Here is a 14565-nt window from a genome sequence, read left to right on the forward strand (position 1 = left end):
AGCCACGTCCATCGCGGTGCCGCTTCGCTGCGCCCGCTGTCTTTCACGAGGTCATTTCCATGTCAGACGCCTTCGTCGTCGTGTCCGCCCTGTCCTTCGCCTGGCCGGACGACACCCAGGTCTTCGACGACCTGTCCTTCACCGTGCCCGGCGGCCGTACCGGCCTGGTCGCCCCCAACGGGGCCGGCAAGAGCACGCTGCTCAAGCTGATCGCCGGCGAGCTGCGGCCGACCTCCGGGACCGTCTCCGCCCAGGGCGTCCTCGGTTACCTGCCGCAGTCGCTGCCGCTCACCGCCGAGCTGAACGTGGCCGAGGTGCTGGGCATCGCGCCGCAGCTCGCGGCCCTGAGCGCCATCGAATCCGGCGACGCGAGCGACGAGCACTTCACCACCATCGGGAACGACTGGGACATCGAGGAACGCACCCGCGCCCAGCTCGACCGGCTCGGCCTCGACGGCATCGCGCTGGACCGGAGCCTGCGCACGTTGAGCGGCGGGCAGATCATCTCGCTCGGCCTGGCCGCGCAACTGCTGAAACGACCCGACATCCTGCTGCTCGACGAGCCGACCAACAACCTCGACCTCGACGCCCGCCGCAAGCTCTACGGCGTGCTCGAGGACTGGTCCGGCTGCCTGCTGCTGGTGAGTCACGACCGGGAACTGCTCGACCGGATGGACCGGATCGCCGAACTCGACCGCGGCGACCTTCGCTACCACGGCGGGAACTTCACCCAGTACGAAGCGGCGGTCAAGGCCGAGCAGGAGGTCGCCGAGCGCAACGTCCGCAGTGCGGAGCAAGAGGTCAAACGCGAGAAACGGGAGATGCAGCAGGCTCGTGAGCGGGCCGCGCGGCGAGCGGGCAACGCGGCCCGCAACCTCGGCAACGCCGGTCTGCCGAAGATCTTCGCCGGCACCATGAAACGCAACGCCCAGGAATCCGCGGGCAAGGCGAACGAGACGCACGCCGCGCGGGTGAGCGACGCGAAGAACCGCCTCGACGAGGCCGAACGCTCCCTCCGCGACGATCAGAAGATCGCGCTGATCCTGCCGGGCACCAACGTCCCCGCCGGACGCACGATGTTCCACGGCGAGCACCTCCAGGTGCGCTACGGCGACCGGAACGTCTTCGCGGGCGACGGCGTCGACCTCACCATCCGCGGCCCCGAGCGGATCGCGCTGACCGGCGGCAACGGCACCGGAAAGTCGACGCTCCTGCGGGTTCTCAACGGCGACCTCGTACCCGATGGCGGCGTGATGAAGCGAGCCGAGGGCCGGATCGCGTACCTCTCGCAGCGGCTCGACCTGCTGGACCTCGACCGGACCATCGCCGAGAACTTCGCGACGTTCGCCCCGAGCCTTCCCGAGTCGCAACGGATGACCCTGCTGGCCCGATTCCTGTTCCGAGGCGCCCGAAGCCAGCTTTCCGTCGGCGTCCTCTCCGGGGGCGAACGGCTGCGAGCGACTCTCGCCTGCGTCCTGTTCGCCGAACCCGCGCCGCAACTATTGCTGCTGGACGAGCCGACGAACAATCTCGACCTGGTCAGCGTCGGCCAGCTGGAGAGCGCATTGGGTGCTTATCAAGGGGCTTTCGTGGTCGTGAGCCACGACGAGCGGTTCCTGACCGAGATCAAGGTGGACCGGCGCATTCGGCTGACCGATGGGGCTCTCGTGGAGTCTTGATCCGCAATTCGTCACCTACCGGCGCAGGAGTAGACAGGGAGGTCGATGGCGTCCGCCGGTGGGCTGGTGAATCGGCGGGTGAGGCGGCTGATCGCGGGGTTGGTGGCGAACCCCGCGACGGTATTGAGGAGCCGGATACCGGTGCGGGTCTTCGGGGAGGCCAGCCGTGGCGCGAACCAGGAGACGTTCTGGGCTTGGGTGACGTAGGGCCGCATGATGTCCTCGTAGGAGCGGAAGGCGTCGTGGTGGTCCGGGTGGCGGCTGAGTTCGCCTGCGAGTACGTAGGCGCCGACGAGGGCGAGGCTGGTGCCCATGCCGCTGAGAGGGGAGGCACAGTAGGCGGCATCGCCGACGGTGGCGATCCGGCCGCGTGACCAGTGTTCGAGACGCATCTGCCCGACGGATTCGAAGTAGAAGTCCGGGGACTCGCCCATCGCGTCGAGCACACGCGGTGTCTCCCAGCCGGCGTCGGCGTAGTGACGGCGCAGAAAGTCTTGCTGTGCCAGGACTTGTAGCCGGTCGAGCCCGGGTTGGGAGTCCAGGAAGGACAGTGTTGCGCGGGTGGTGCCCTGGTTGTCGGGACGCAGGAGGACCACGCGGCGGCCGGGGGCGTTGTACCAACGGGCCCAGCTGTCGTCGGCCTCGGCGCGGGGAACGGTGAAGTAGGCGGTGTACAGGCCGAACGAGCGGATGCGGGCGATGTCGGCGAAGATGCGGTCCCGGGTGCGGGACCGGAGGCCTTCGGCGAGGACGACGAGATCGAATCGCCGGTCCGCGCCGTTCCGGAAGGCGACGTCCACACCGTCGCCGGTGTCGGTCAGCCCGGTGATCTCATCGCCGAAGACGTAGTCGATGTCGTCACGGGTGTGGTGGTGAAGCAGGTCGGCGAGTTCGCCGCGCAGGAGTTCCAGTTCGGTGACGAACCCGTCGAGGGCGTCGGTGCCGAACGACGCGCGGATCCGGTTGCGACCGTCGACGAAGCGCAATCCTTCTTCATGCGTGACACGATCGCGGGCGGCTTGTTCGAGACCCATCCGTTCGATGACGGTTCGACCGGCGCCGCGCAGGTCGACGGTTTGCCCGCCGAGACGTGGTTCCGGCGCGCGTTCGATCACGGTCGCGGTCATGCCGTGCCGGTGGAGCCAGTAGGCCAATGCGGGTCCGGCGATGCCGGCGCCGGAGATCAGAATGGTGCGGGACAAGGGATCCCCTTCAGGAAGCGGTGCTGGGTTGCTTGGGCGCCGAGTGGTCAGGACCGGCGACATCCGTGTCCTCGGGGCGTGCGCGACGAGGGAACAGCGGTGAGATGAGCAGGAACAGCGCGATGACGATCGCCTGGACCACGAGGGCGTCACGGAAGCTCTCGGTGACCTGACCGGCGAGAGCGCCGGCGAAGAACACGGTGCTGAACACCGCGACACCGACCGAACCACCGATCGACTGAACCGCGGACAGGACGCCGGAGGCGGAGCCGACCTCGTCGTCGTCAACGGCACCGAGCACGGTGTTGAACACCGCGGCGATCACGATGCCCGCGCCGATGCCCGCGACGGCGCTGCCGGGAACGATCTGCCAGATCGTGAAATCGGTGGTGTCGGCCAGGGCGAACCACAGCCACGCGACACCGGTGAACTGGACGACGGCCCCGGCCTGCAACACCCGGCGGCCGAGTTTGGCGGCGAGCAGCCCACCGCTGATGGTGCCGCCGACGGCGGTCCCCAGTGCGACCGGGAGGTTGCCCAGCCCGGCCTGCCCGGCGGTGAACCCCTGACCGAGTTGCAGGAAGAACGTCAGCACCAGCTGGGTGCCGATGAGGCCGCCGAAGAACAACGCGACCGCGACCAGCCCGACGGTGAACGCGGACTTGCCGAACAGGCTCGGGGTGACCAGCGGCGGACGGTCCCGGCGCAGGACACGACGTTGCCACAGCGCGAATCCCGCGTAACCGATCGCCGCGGCGGACAACGACAGCCACGTCCACAGTGGCCAGCCCGAAGCCTGCCCTTCGTTGAGCGGGAGAACCAGCAGGGCCGAGGCCACGGCGACGAGCACGGCTCCCACGACGTCCACGCGCAGCGTCCTGGTTCCGCTGTCGCGGGGCACCAGCCACCAGGACAGCGCCAGCGCTGCGAGGCCGACCGGGACGTTGACCAGGAACACCAGCCGCCAGCCGAGGCCGAACAGATCCCAGTCGACCAGCGCGCCGCCCAGCACCGGGCCGAGCACACCACCGAGGCCGAGGACCGGGCCGAACACGGCAAGGGCTTTCGTGAGTTCGCGGGGAGTGAGGTTGTCGCGCAGGATGCCCAGCCCCTGGGGCAGCATCATCGCCCCGGCCAAACCCTGGATCAGCCGGAAGCCGATCAGCAGGCCGATACTCGGAGCGATCGCGCACAGCAGCGACGCGAGGGTGAAGGCGACGAGACCGGCCAGGAACATCGGCCGTCGGCCGTAGCGGTCACCAAGCCGTCCGCCGAGCACGAGGCCCGCGCCGAGAGTCAGAGCGTAGCCGCCGATGACCCATTGCAGCCCGACCGCACTCGCTCCCAGGGACCGCTCCAGCGAAGGTCCTGCCACGTTGACGATCGTCGAATCGAGCAGGTCCATCAACTCGACGACGAGCACGGTGGCCAGCAGCCACCACACCGCCCGCGGCGATGTCTTCTTCTCGGGTGCGGACATTGATTCTCTCCGAATTTCGGTGGTGCGCCCGTTTTCCGGGCGCGTTCGTACGCCGGGCCGGCGTTCGCCGAACGAACGCGCCCCGGTGGGGTATGGGTTGCTTGCCTGCTGCGGTGAGGAGTCAGCCCTGGGGGAAGGAATCCGCTGTGTCCGTGTAGATCTGCACGACACCGGTCAGGAAGGTCTTGACGACGTCCCGGTCGCCGGGGGCCAGCGCCTCGACGAGGCCCTCCACGCCGCGCAGCAGCGGATGCAGGTGACCGAACAGCCGGTCCATCGACTCCGCGACCGGTTCGACCAGTACCTTGCGGCGATCGGTGGCGTGCGGGCGGCGGACGATGTGCCCGGCCTTCTCGAGCCGGTCCACGATGTGCGTGCTCGCCGCTGTCGAAACCCGCAGCCTGTCCGCGAGTTCCTTGGCGGTCAGCGGGCCATCGGTGGCGAGGTGCTCCATGGCTGCCAAGTCCGTGGCATTGATCCCCAGAGCGCCGCTCAGACGCTGCTCGATCACCCGCGTCAGTGTCCCGACCTCTTGCAGGCGCTCCATCACCGCGTTACCCACGCCTGGTTGCTCGGCGGCGGGCGAGGAGTCAGGACGACGAGCGCTGCGCGATGAAGGGGCCATGCCAGGAAGACTACTAGATAAGTTACTAACTAAGTTAGCGAACTTGTGTGACGGGTGACACTCAACTCTGCGCACTCGCCCCCAGGGGGCCCGCTCTGCACACCCACTGGGCGCGGCCCACGACTCGCATCCAGTCGACTAAATGTTTCGAGTGGTCCTGACGGAGTCGCGCGGCGCCGGATCACCACTCACGGCCAACCTGCATCGAGGGCCCGCCCGCAGCCTGTCACGCAGGCATGGACCCATTCCCGTCGCCACCACACCTTAGTGGCATAAGCTCAATTCATTGTTGCTCACAATTAAGAACACTTGTTCGATTTATTCGGGTATTCTGGAGGGGTGTCCGAGACCGTTCTTCCCGAGTTGCCGCAGGAGTTGTGGCGTGCCGGCAAGCTGGAGCTTGCGCATGGTGTGCAGCAGTTCTTGCAGGTGATGCGGGTCGCGTCCGCCGGGCTGGGACAGTATCTGGCGGAGATCGAGTCCCGGGGCGTCAAAGACTTGTTCGGGTACGGCACGACGATCAAATGGTTCGCCGATGTGGCGGGGCTTTCCTTTCCGGAGGCCCGTCCGGTGGTGAATCAGGCGATCGCCTTGAACCCGACCCGGGATCTCGATGGGAATGCGGTTCCGGCTATCGCACCCACTACCGCTGCCGCAGCGGCCGAAGGGCTGGTCGGGGCCGAGCGGATCCAGCAGATCCTGGAGATTCTCGCGAAACTCCCTGCCGACACCTCTGTTGAGGATCGGGAGAGCGCGGAGAAGATCCTCGGCAACCTCGCCAGAAACGCCGGTCCCCGGCAACTGGTGGACGCGGAGGCGAACATTCTTGCCTGGCTCGACCCCGACGGGAACGAACCCAAGGACCTGGAGCCGAAGGACCCTCGTCGCGAAGTCACCCTGGAGCGCCGCGAGGACGGGTTCTGGAAACTGAACGGGCTCCTCGACGACGAACTCGGCGCCCGGACCGCTGCCGCACTGGAGGCCTACGCGAAACCGCGTCCGGTGGACGAGTTCGGTCAAGCCGACCTGCGAACGAAAGCTGAGCGTCAGGGCGATGCCTGGGCCGAACTCCTCGACCTCGCCATCGCCTGCCCGGACCAGCCCGGCACCAACGGCTACCGCACCCTAGTCCACGTCACCATCGGCCTCGAAGAACTCAAGACCGGGATCGGGAAAGCCTGCCTGGACTTCGTCGGCACCATGACCGCCCGCGAAGCCCGCATGGCCGCCTGCGACTGCCTGATGCTCCCGGTAGTGATGAACGCCGCGGGTGAGCCATTGGATGCGGGACGGCTGCGGCGCTTCGTCACCCCAGGACAGAGACGCGCGCTCAACATCCGCGACCGAGGCTGCGCCTTCCCCGGATGTCACCGAAGACCCAAGAACTGCCACGCCCACCACATTCACCACTGGGCGGACGGCGGGCCCACCGATCTTCGGAATCTCGTGCTCCTCTGCTCCTTCCATCACCGCCTGATCCACCACGGCGACTGGCAAGTCCGCATGGCCACCGACGGACTCCCCGAGTTCATCCCACCCCAATACCTGGACCCGCTACAACGATCCCGGCGCAACACCCTCCACCGCGCCTGAAACCCCGCACGGCCCGAGAAGCCCGCCAGCCACCCGGCGACGGGCCCCTCGGCATGCCCCCACCTCACCACCGCCTTGGTCAAGCGGGTCGTGAGTGGTAAGTGGGGTTAGAACGACACTTACCACTCACGACCCCCCGCACCGACTCGCTACCGGAACTCCCGCCCGCGCACCGTCCGCGAAAGCCTCCTTGCCTACCCTGAAGGTAGCGAAGGAGGCCTTCACCACCTTCGCTATCGCCACGTTCGCCCCACATGCACCAGAAGCCACAACAGTCACAGCGACCGCGCGTGAAGGCCCCCTTCCCTCGGCTGAGCCGAGGGAAGGGGGCCTTCACGCGCTTAAGTAGGTGAGCGTGGCTATGGCGCCTTGGTCAAACGGATCGCGAGTGGCGATTCGGGTTATTTGAGGAGGTAAGGCGAAAGTGCACGATGGACGCCGTTCAGCGAAGCGAAGGGGACTTTCCCCTCATCACACGAGAGGAAAGTCCCCTTCACCTCAGACCTGGGAGCCCGTCGGCGACGAAGGATCGAAGGCATCGCGAGTCAGGCATACGCCACATTTGCTCTACTCCTCGCAGAGAACACGACTTGCCACTCACGACCACCTCGACCGCATCACCAAGGCTTGCCACCGAACTGGCGCCCGGCGCGAATCCCTCGGCCAGTAAAAGAAAAGGTCCCGCTTCCGCTCAGCGAAGGCTGGGGGTTCCTGCGAGCAGGAAGCGGGAGTTTGTGGCCGGTACGGGGGCCGCCTCTCGGCGAGTGGCTCGACACGGCTCCGGCCGGACCGGTATTCCGTGAAGGCGAGGGGTGAGGCCCGGGGGCACCATCCGTACCGACACTCTCTACAACGCACCACCATTCGAAATGTTCCCCGGCACCGAGCCCGAAACGCTGTGACGCGCGTCTACACACGAACGGGCCAAAAAAGACCCGTCCCCGCTCTGCGAAGGCCTGGGGGTTACCTGCGAGCGGGAACGGGAGTCAACACTTTTCATAACGCGTCGGCACCGGTAAATGTTCCCTGCAAGACATTACGGAACAGTGACGTGTGTCGAGCGCCGAAAAAAGACCCGCTCCCGCTCAGCGAAGGCCTGGGGGTTACCTGCGAGCAGAAGCGGGAGCCATGGTCGATACGGTGGGCCGCCTCTCGGCGAAAGGCGCTCCATGGCTCCGGCCGGACCGGTATTCCATGAAGGCGAAGGTTGAGGCCCGGGGGCACCATCCGTACCGACACCCTCTACAACGCACCATCGCGGGAAATGTTCCGCACTGGAACAGTGACGCACGTCAACAGATCAACGCGGCAACGCTCAACAAGGCGGCGGAACCTGCTCCACCAGTTCCTCCGGCGCGGAAAGCCGCCACGCCTCGTAAACCAGCTCGGTCAGCTCGTCCGCCTCGATGCCGTCCAGGTGCACGACCACCCAGCCGAATCCCCCGGCGGTGAATTGCACCTCGAACACGTCCGGGCGCTCCGCCACCAAAGCTTCCTGTTCGGACAGTGTCTGCTTCAAGCCGACGGTCTGGGTCCTCGGCCAGTAGTAGCCGAACCGCTTCCCCCGGACGCTGTACGACTCCCATTCCTTCGCGTCGGAGCGTTCGACGTCGGCGAGCGTCTTCAGCATCCGGTGGAACTCGGCACTCGCCACACTCATCGTGAAACCCCCGGAATCCCCATGTCCTGAACCGGACACAGTCTAGATGTCCGGTGCGGCACCTCCGCACTACGATGCGCGGAGAGATTCACTCGACGCTGGGGAGTTGCGCCATGGACCGTCCGGCCACCGCCGAAGAGCTGTTCGACACCATCGGTTCCGCCTACGAGGACGCGTTCGGTCGCCCTCCGGTGGTCGACAGGGCGGTACGGCATCTGATCGAGGCTCTGCCGCCGTCGTCGCGAGTGCTCGACATCGGCAGCGGCACCGGGCACCCGGTCGCCGTGGACCTTTCCGCCGCCGGCCACCGGGTGACCGGGCTGGACGTCTCGTCGGTGATGATCGATCTCGCCCGCACGAGGGTCCCGGCCGCCGAGTTCGTGCACGTCGACGTGCGGCGATGGACCTCTCCCCCGGAGTCATGGGAGGCCGTCTGCGCCTTCTTCCCGTTCCTGCAGATGCCGCGCGCGGACACCGAAAAGGTGCTCGCCGACATCGCGCGGTGGCTGGTACCGGGCGGATTCTTCTCGCTGGTCACCGTGCCTCGGGACATCGAGGACGCACCGGTGGAGTTCTTCGGCCACACCTTCCACGCGACGAGCTTCGCGCCGGACGACCTCGTCCGCCGCGTTGGAGCGGCCGGGCTGGAGGTCATCGACACGCATTCGGAGATCTTCACCGCGGACGAGCCCGGCACGCCGCCGGAGGAGCATCTGCTGATCACCGCCCGTCGTCCGGGCTGATCCGTGCCCGTCATCAGTGTGATCACCCCGGTCCACGGGCCGAGCGTGCCGTTCCTGGCCGAAGCCCACGCGTCCTTGGCCGCCCAGGAACTCCCGGCGGGCTGGACGTGGGAATGGCTGGTGCAGGAGGACGGCGAGACCGGCCTGCTCGACGCCGTGCTCCCCCGCGACGAACGGATCCGGCCGGGTGCGGGGCGGCAGGGCGGGCCGGGGGTGGCGCGGATGATGGCGCTGTCCCGATCTTCCGGGAGCCTGATCAAGGCGCTCGACGCGGACGATCTGCTGGCGCCGGGCGCCCTCGCCCGCGACATCGCCGCGCTCGCGGATCCGGCGATCGGCTGGACCGCGTCCAGTGTGCTCGACCTGTTGCCGGACGGGACGAAGGTCGGCTTCGACAGCGATCCGGCGGAGGGCCCGATCGAGCGGGGCGCGGTTCTGCGGTACTGGCGGGAAAACGGCTATCTGTCCTCGGTGGTGGCCGGGACGCTGTGCATCCGCCGTGACCTGCTGCTGGAACTGGGCGGCTGGATGGCGCTGCCCGCGTCCGAGGACACCGGCCTGGTCCTCGCCGCGAACGCGTCCGCCGACGGCTACTTCCTGGCGACCTGCGGGATGTTCTACCGGAAATGGCCGGGGCAGGTGACGAAGTCCGCCGCGCACAACGACGACGGGGAACGGCTCGCGCGGATGAAACTGATCGGGGAACGCGCCGAGATCATGCTGGCGCGCCGGCCTTCGCGAGCGCTCGGGTAGCACAAAGCCGCCCGGCCAGGACCCGCCATGGGCGGCCCCTAAAGGTCGATCTGGACGTCCGGTGACGCGGCGACGATGTCCAGCAGCGCCTTCGCGCACAGATCGCGGGTCTGGTCCCGGGTCAGCCGCCGGTACTTGAGCCAGTCGAGACAGACCGCGACGACGAAGGCCAGCCAGCCGCGGACGGTCACCCGCAGCGTCTCCGGCGGCTCGCCGTCCGGGCACAGGACCGCCAGGATCCGGCGCCCCTGTTCGGCGAAGTTGTTGTCCAGGACTTCCCGGACGTCGTCGACCGCGATGGCGGTGCCCGCGTGCAGCGCCCGGTAGCCGTCTTCGTTGGCTTCGACGTACCTGAGATACGCGTCGAGACCCGCCATCAACTGCTCCGTGACCGGCAGTGAGCGATCGGATCGGGTCATGTCGAGCAGGCGCTCGCCCTCGGCCCTGATGACCTCGGTGACGAAGTCCTTCTTCGTCGGGAAGTAGTGGTAGAGCAGCCCTCGGGACACCTCGGCGATGTCCGCGACCTGCTCGATCCACACGTCGTCGTAGGGCCGGTCCGCGAACAGGCGGGCGCCGATCCGCAGCAGCTGTTCCCGCCGCTCGGCGGTGCTCAGCCTGCTGCGGGGCTTCCCGGAAGTACTCGGCGCCATCCTGTCATCGTACTTACTTGACACGAGTTCAGTAACAGGCCACGCTCGTTATTGGATGTCGATTCAACAGTGCACACACTGGAGGGGCCCGATGGCCACCGCACTCCCCCATCCCCCGCGCCGGATCCCGCTGATCGGCGACGTGCTCGGCGTTTCGCCGAAGACCCCGGTCCAGGACTCGATGCGGCACGCCGCCGAACTGGGGCCCGTTTTCGAGCGCAAGGTGTTCGGCCGCCGGATCGTGTTCGTCAACGGCGCCGGGATGGTCGCCGACCTCTCCGACGAGAAGCGGTTCGCGAAACACGTCACGCCCGCGATCTCGAACCTGCGCCTGCTCGGCGGCGACGGGCTGTTCACCGCGCACAACGAGGAGCCGAACTGGCGGCGCGCGCACGAGATCCTCGCGCCCGCGTTCAGCCGCAACGCCATGCAGCGCTATCACCCGGCGATGCTGGCGATCACCCGCGAACTCCTGGACGCCTGGGACAGCGGCGGCGAGGTCGACGTCGCGGACGACATGACGAAGCTGACGCTGGAGACCATCGGGCGGACCGGGTTCGGCTACAGCTTCTCGTCGTTCGAACGCGCCGAACCGCATCCGTTCGTCGCCGCGATGGTCCGCACGCTGCGGCACGCGCAGCGGATGGCGATCCAGCCGCCGGTCATCGGCCCGCTGCTCAGCCGGAAGGCCAATCAGCGCAACGAAGCCGACCTCGCGTTCCTCCACTCCGTCGTCGACGAGGTCATCGAGGCGCGCCGGGACGATCCGAGCACCGAAGACCTGCTCGGGCTCATGCTGAACACCACGCAGCCAAGCACCGGCGAGGCACTGGACGAGGTCAACATCCGGAACCAGATCATCACGTTCCTGGTGGCGGGGCACGAAACCACGTCGGGTGCGCTCTCGTTCGCCCTGTACTACCTGGCGCGGAATCCGGACGTCCTCGCCCGCGCCCAGTCCGAAGTGGACAAGGTGTGGGGCGAGAACCCGGATCCGTCCTACGAGGAGGTCGCCAAGCTCCGCTACGTCCGGCGGGTGCTCGACGAGGCACTGCGGCTCTGGCCGACGGCGCCCGCGTTCGCACGCCAGGCCCAGGTGGACACCGTCGTCGGCGGTGAGTATCCGATGAAGAAGGGCGAGTGGGCGCTCGTCCTCATCCCAGCGCTGCACCGTGATCCGGTCTGGGGAGACGACCCCGAATCGTTCGATCCGGACCGCTTCGCCCCGGATCGCAACCGTGCCCGTCCGGCGCACGTCTACAAGCCGTTCGGCACCGGGGAGCGGGCGTGTATCGGACGGCAGTTCGCCCTGCACGAGGCGACGCTGGTGCTCGGCATGCTTCTGAGCCGGTACGACCTGCGCGGAGACCCGTCCTACCGGCTGAAGGTGCAGGAACTACTGACACTGAAGCCGGAGGGCTTCAAACTCGAGGTCTCCCTGCGCGACCGCGCGACGGTGGAAGTGACCGCCTAGGGTTTGAGCTGCCCGTCGAAGAGGGCGTCCACCAGAGCGCGGGGAACACTCGCTCCCGTCAGGGCCCGGTACACGATCGGGCCGACGACGGCGTCGATGGCGGCGTCGAGGTCGAGCTCGGTCGAGACCTCGCCGGCCTCGATTCCGCGGGCGAGCAGGGCACGCTCCAGCTCCCGGCGCGGGCCGAGATAACGGTCGTGGAGGCTCTTGGCCGTTTCGGGGTTGTGCTGCGCCTCGGCGATGAGCGCGAGCAGGACCTTGCCCGCCGGGTCGCGCGTGACGAACCGCGCGTAGCCCCGGAAGTAGCCGCGGATGCCGTCCACTGAGGACTTGTCCGCCGGGACGGCGAACCGCTTCTCGCTGTCCTCGATGAGTGTGTCGAGCAGGATCTCGACCTTCGAGGGCCACCACCGGTAGATCGTCTGCTTGGCGACGCCCGCCTCGCGCGCGATCGCCTCGATGGTCAGCTTGGCGAAACCGTGCTCGACGAGCAGATCGTCCGCTGCGTGGAGCACGGCGAGGCGGGCCGCTTCGTCACGCTGGTTGCCGGAGCGCGCCCTGCGGGGCTGCGAATTCACGGCGGGCATGCGGACCACAGTACCGGCTTGCCGGATCGTGCCCGGTCGTCAGGTGCCGTGCTACTGTCTAGACGCAACGTAGCGTCTAGACAAATCTTCGATCACCAAGGAGTTTCCGTGCCTGACACCTCTGATCGCCAAGAACTCGTCATCGGCGCCTCCCGTGGCCTCGGGCTGGTCCTCGCCGAGGAGCTCACCCGACGGGGCCGGCGGGTCATCGCCACGGCCCGCCGGAGTGGCGGCGAGCTGCAGGCGAAGGCCGACGCCTCGAACGGACGCCTGCGGATCGAATCGCTGGAGATGACCAGTGAAGACCAGCTGGCCGCGCTGCGCGAACGCCTGGACGGCACCGAGCTCGACCTGCTCTTCGTCAACGCCGCGATCGATCGCGGGAACCTGCCGATCACCGAGGTCTCGACGGAGACGTTCGCCGAGGTGATGATCACCAACGCATTGAGCCCGCTGCGCGCCCTCGAAGCCCTCCGCGACCTGGTCGTGCCCGGCGGCACCACCGCGATCATGTCCTCCAGGCAGGGCAGCGTCGAGCTGAACACCAGGCCCGGCTTCGAGCTGTACAAGGCCAGCAAGGCCGCGCTGAACCAGTTGATGCGCAGCTACGCCACCCGGTACGCCGACGACGGGCGGACCAAGCTCCTCATCCACCCCGGCCACAACCAGACACCGCTCGGTGGCCCCGGCGCTCCGCTCACCGCCGAGGAGAGCATGCCCGCCGTCGTCGACGTCCTCGAAGCGCAGGCCGGTGCACCGGGTCTCCAGTTCTTGGATCTCCACGGCAAGGTGGTTCCTTGGTAGAAGCCGGTCACATCTCCCGTCCGGGAGCCGTCAGTGCGGTGAAAGCAAGACGGAAACCCTGGAGGAGAGCGAACCATGCAGACCCGGATCCCGAACCCCGCGATGGCGAACCCCGCCACGCTGAAGGCCCTGATCGCGCTGGCCGAGTCGACCGGGGACACCGGTGTCCCGAAGACCACGCACTACCTCATGCACGTCCGTGCGAGCCAGATCAACGGATGCAGCGGTTGCCTGGAGATGCACACCAAGGAACTGCGCAAGGCGGGCGAGTCCGACGAGCGGATCTTCACCGTCGCGGCCTGGCGTGACACGGCCTACTTCACCGACGCCGAACGGGCGGCGCTCGCGCTGGCCGAGGCGCTCACCCGGATCGCGGACCGGGCCGACCCGGTCGACGACGAGGTCTGGGGCGAGGCGGCTCGTCATTACGACGAGCGTCAGCTTTCGAGCCTGGTCCTGTCGATCGCCGCCATCAATACCTGGAACCGGCTCAACGTCGCCACTCGGCAGGTCGCCGGAGCTGCGGCCTAGCGGGCCTGTCGCAACTCCACGCAACACTCGGCCGCGCCGGGAACGAGGGCCGCTTCCACGTTCCCGGCGCGCACGCCTGCCAGGAAACCGGACAGGAAGGCCTGGTTGATCCCGCAGACCAGCTCAGGCGCCTCGGCGGCCAGCGGGTGGAACGGGCAGTTCCGCAGCCGGACGCAGGTCGCGGTGTCCCGGCTCGGCTCGAAGCCGTAGCGGCGAAGCACCCCTTCGGCCACGGTGAGCGAGCGTTCCACGCCGAGCCTGCCCGGCCGGATCCGCGCGCGTTCCTCCTCACCCGCCGCGAACCCGCGCTCCCCCGCGACCCGCCGTACCGCGTCCCGCGCGGTCTCGCCGGTCCCTTCGGCGAGCACGGCCTCGGCGAGGATGCCCGCCAGGATCTCGGGCCGGCGGGCGGGAAGCTGCACCTGGATGGCCTCGTCGACCGGTTCGTAGACCTTGGGCCTGCGGCCGACCTTCACCACCGGGCCCGCCGCGAAGCCGAATCTGAGCAGCCCGGCCGCGACGAGCTTGTCGAGATGGAAGGCGGCGAGCTTGCGGGAGATCCCGACCGCGGCCGCCGCCTCGTCCCGCGTCACCGGACGCCGCGCGCGCCGGGCGTAGGCATACATGCCGCGGCGGAGGTCGTCGTCGAGCGCCGCCACCGCCGCGATGGAAGGGGCGTCGAGGCCGTCCGGATCGGACACTGTCACGTACACCACGATATCGCCCATTTCAACCGGCGGAACATCCTGAACTGCGGATCTACCATGTAGGCTGAACCGGC

At 67.9% G+C, this 14565-nt stretch carries 14 protein-coding genes; 7 read left to right on the top strand and 7 right to left on the bottom strand.

Annotated elements, in window-relative coordinates:
• Positions 1-59 precede the first annotated feature (59 nt).
• Positions 60-1679, top strand: a complete 1620-nt coding sequence (abc-f, locus tag IE302_RS06495; protein ID WP_191252653.1) for a ribosomal protection-like ABC-F family protein — start codon at positions 60-62, stop codon at positions 1677-1679.
• A gap of 11 nt (positions 1680-1690) precedes the next feature.
• Here abc-f and IE302_RS06500 read toward each other — a convergent pair whose 3' ends face one another.
• The 3 genes from IE302_RS06500 to IE302_RS06510 all read right to left on the bottom strand — a co-directional run bounded on the left by IE302_RS06500 (position 1691) and on the right by IE302_RS06510 (position 4986).
• Positions 1691-2881 (bottom strand): FAD-dependent monooxygenase, encoded by a 1191-nt coding sequence (locus IE302_RS06500; protein ID WP_229907624.1) that lies wholly within the window; start codon positions 2879-2881, stop codon positions 1691-1693.
• Between the two features lie 10 nt (positions 2882-2891).
• The gene (locus IE302_RS06505) at positions 2892-4361 is read right to left on the bottom strand and encodes an MFS transporter (RefSeq protein ID WP_191252656.1); all 1470 of its coding nucleotides are present in this window, start codon (positions 4359-4361) and stop codon (positions 2892-2894) included.
• Positions 4362-4482: 121 nt separating this feature from the next.
• Positions 4483-4986, bottom strand: coding sequence for a MarR family winged helix-turn-helix transcriptional regulator (locus IE302_RS06510; RefSeq protein ID WP_229907625.1), 504 nt, complete (start codon positions 4984-4986; stop codon positions 4483-4485).
• A 339-nt stretch (positions 4987-5325) separates the two neighbouring features.
• Between IE302_RS06510 and IE302_RS06515 the strand changes: the two genes are divergently transcribed.
• Positions 5326-6579 (top strand): HNH endonuclease signature motif containing protein, encoded by a 1254-nt coding sequence (locus tag IE302_RS06515; protein WP_229907626.1) that lies wholly within the window; start codon positions 5326-5328, stop codon positions 6577-6579.
• A gap of 1315 nt (positions 6580-7894) precedes the next feature.
• Here IE302_RS06515 and IE302_RS06520 read toward each other — a convergent pair.
• Entirely contained in the window at positions 7895-8239 is a 345-nt protein-coding gene (locus IE302_RS06520) for an MmcQ/YjbR family DNA-binding protein (protein WP_191252660.1), read from the bottom strand.
• Between the two features lie 113 nt (positions 8240-8352).
• On the opposite strand from IE302_RS06520, the gene IE302_RS06525 reads away from it, so the two are divergent.
• Together IE302_RS06525 and IE302_RS06530 are read left to right on the top strand one after the other, a co-directional pair.
• Positions 8353-8982, top strand: coding sequence for a class I SAM-dependent DNA methyltransferase (locus IE302_RS06525; RefSeq protein WP_191252661.1), 630 nt, complete (start codon positions 8353-8355; stop codon positions 8980-8982).
• A gap of 3 nt (positions 8983-8985) precedes the next feature.
• Positions 8986-9735 (top strand): glycosyltransferase family 2 protein, encoded by a 750-nt coding sequence (locus IE302_RS06530; RefSeq protein WP_191252662.1) that lies wholly within the window; start codon positions 8986-8988, stop codon positions 9733-9735.
• 38 nt (positions 9736-9773) lie between these two features.
• On the opposite strand, the gene IE302_RS06535 is transcribed toward IE302_RS06530, so the two are convergent.
• Entirely contained in the window at positions 9774-10388 is a 615-nt protein-coding gene (locus IE302_RS06535) for a TetR/AcrR family transcriptional regulator (RefSeq protein ID WP_191252663.1), read from the bottom strand.
• Positions 10389-10479: 91 nt separating this feature from the next.
• Here IE302_RS06535 and IE302_RS06540 point away from each other — a divergent pair, with 91 nt between their 5' ends.
• Positions 10480-11862, top strand: coding sequence for a cytochrome P450 (locus IE302_RS06540; protein WP_191252664.1), 1383 nt, complete (start codon positions 10480-10482; stop codon positions 11860-11862).
• Here IE302_RS06540 and IE302_RS06545 read toward each other — a convergent pair.
• A complete protein-coding gene (locus tag IE302_RS06545) occupies positions 11859-12449 on the bottom strand; it encodes a TetR/AcrR family transcriptional regulator (protein WP_191252665.1) in 591 nt (196 codons plus the stop codon). The genes IE302_RS06540 and IE302_RS06545 overlap by 4 nt on opposite strands.
• Before the next feature lie 108 nt (positions 12450-12557).
• Here IE302_RS06545 and IE302_RS06550 point away from each other — a divergent pair, with 108 nt between their 5' ends.
• Together IE302_RS06550 and IE302_RS06555 are read left to right on the top strand one after the other, a co-directional pair.
• Entirely contained in the window at positions 12558-13253 is a 696-nt protein-coding gene (locus tag IE302_RS06550) for an SDR family NAD(P)-dependent oxidoreductase (RefSeq protein ID WP_191252666.1), read from the top strand.
• Between the two features lie 75 nt (positions 13254-13328).
• Positions 13329-13784, top strand: a complete 456-nt coding sequence (locus tag IE302_RS06555; RefSeq protein ID WP_191252668.1) for a carboxymuconolactone decarboxylase family protein — start codon at positions 13329-13331, stop codon at positions 13782-13784.
• On the opposite strand, the gene IE302_RS06560 is transcribed toward IE302_RS06555, so the two are convergent.
• On the bottom strand, positions 13781-14512 hold the full coding sequence (locus tag IE302_RS06560; protein WP_191252670.1) for a helix-turn-helix transcriptional regulator: 732 nt from the start codon (positions 14510-14512) through the stop codon (positions 13781-13783). The genes IE302_RS06555 and IE302_RS06560 overlap by 4 nt on opposite strands.
• Positions 14513-14565: the final 53 nt, after the last annotated feature.

Source organism: Amycolatopsis oliviviridis (assembly GCF_014654365.1).
Taxonomy (GTDB): Bacteria; Actinomycetota; Actinomycetes; order Mycobacteriales; family Pseudonocardiaceae; genus Amycolatopsis; species Amycolatopsis oliviviridis.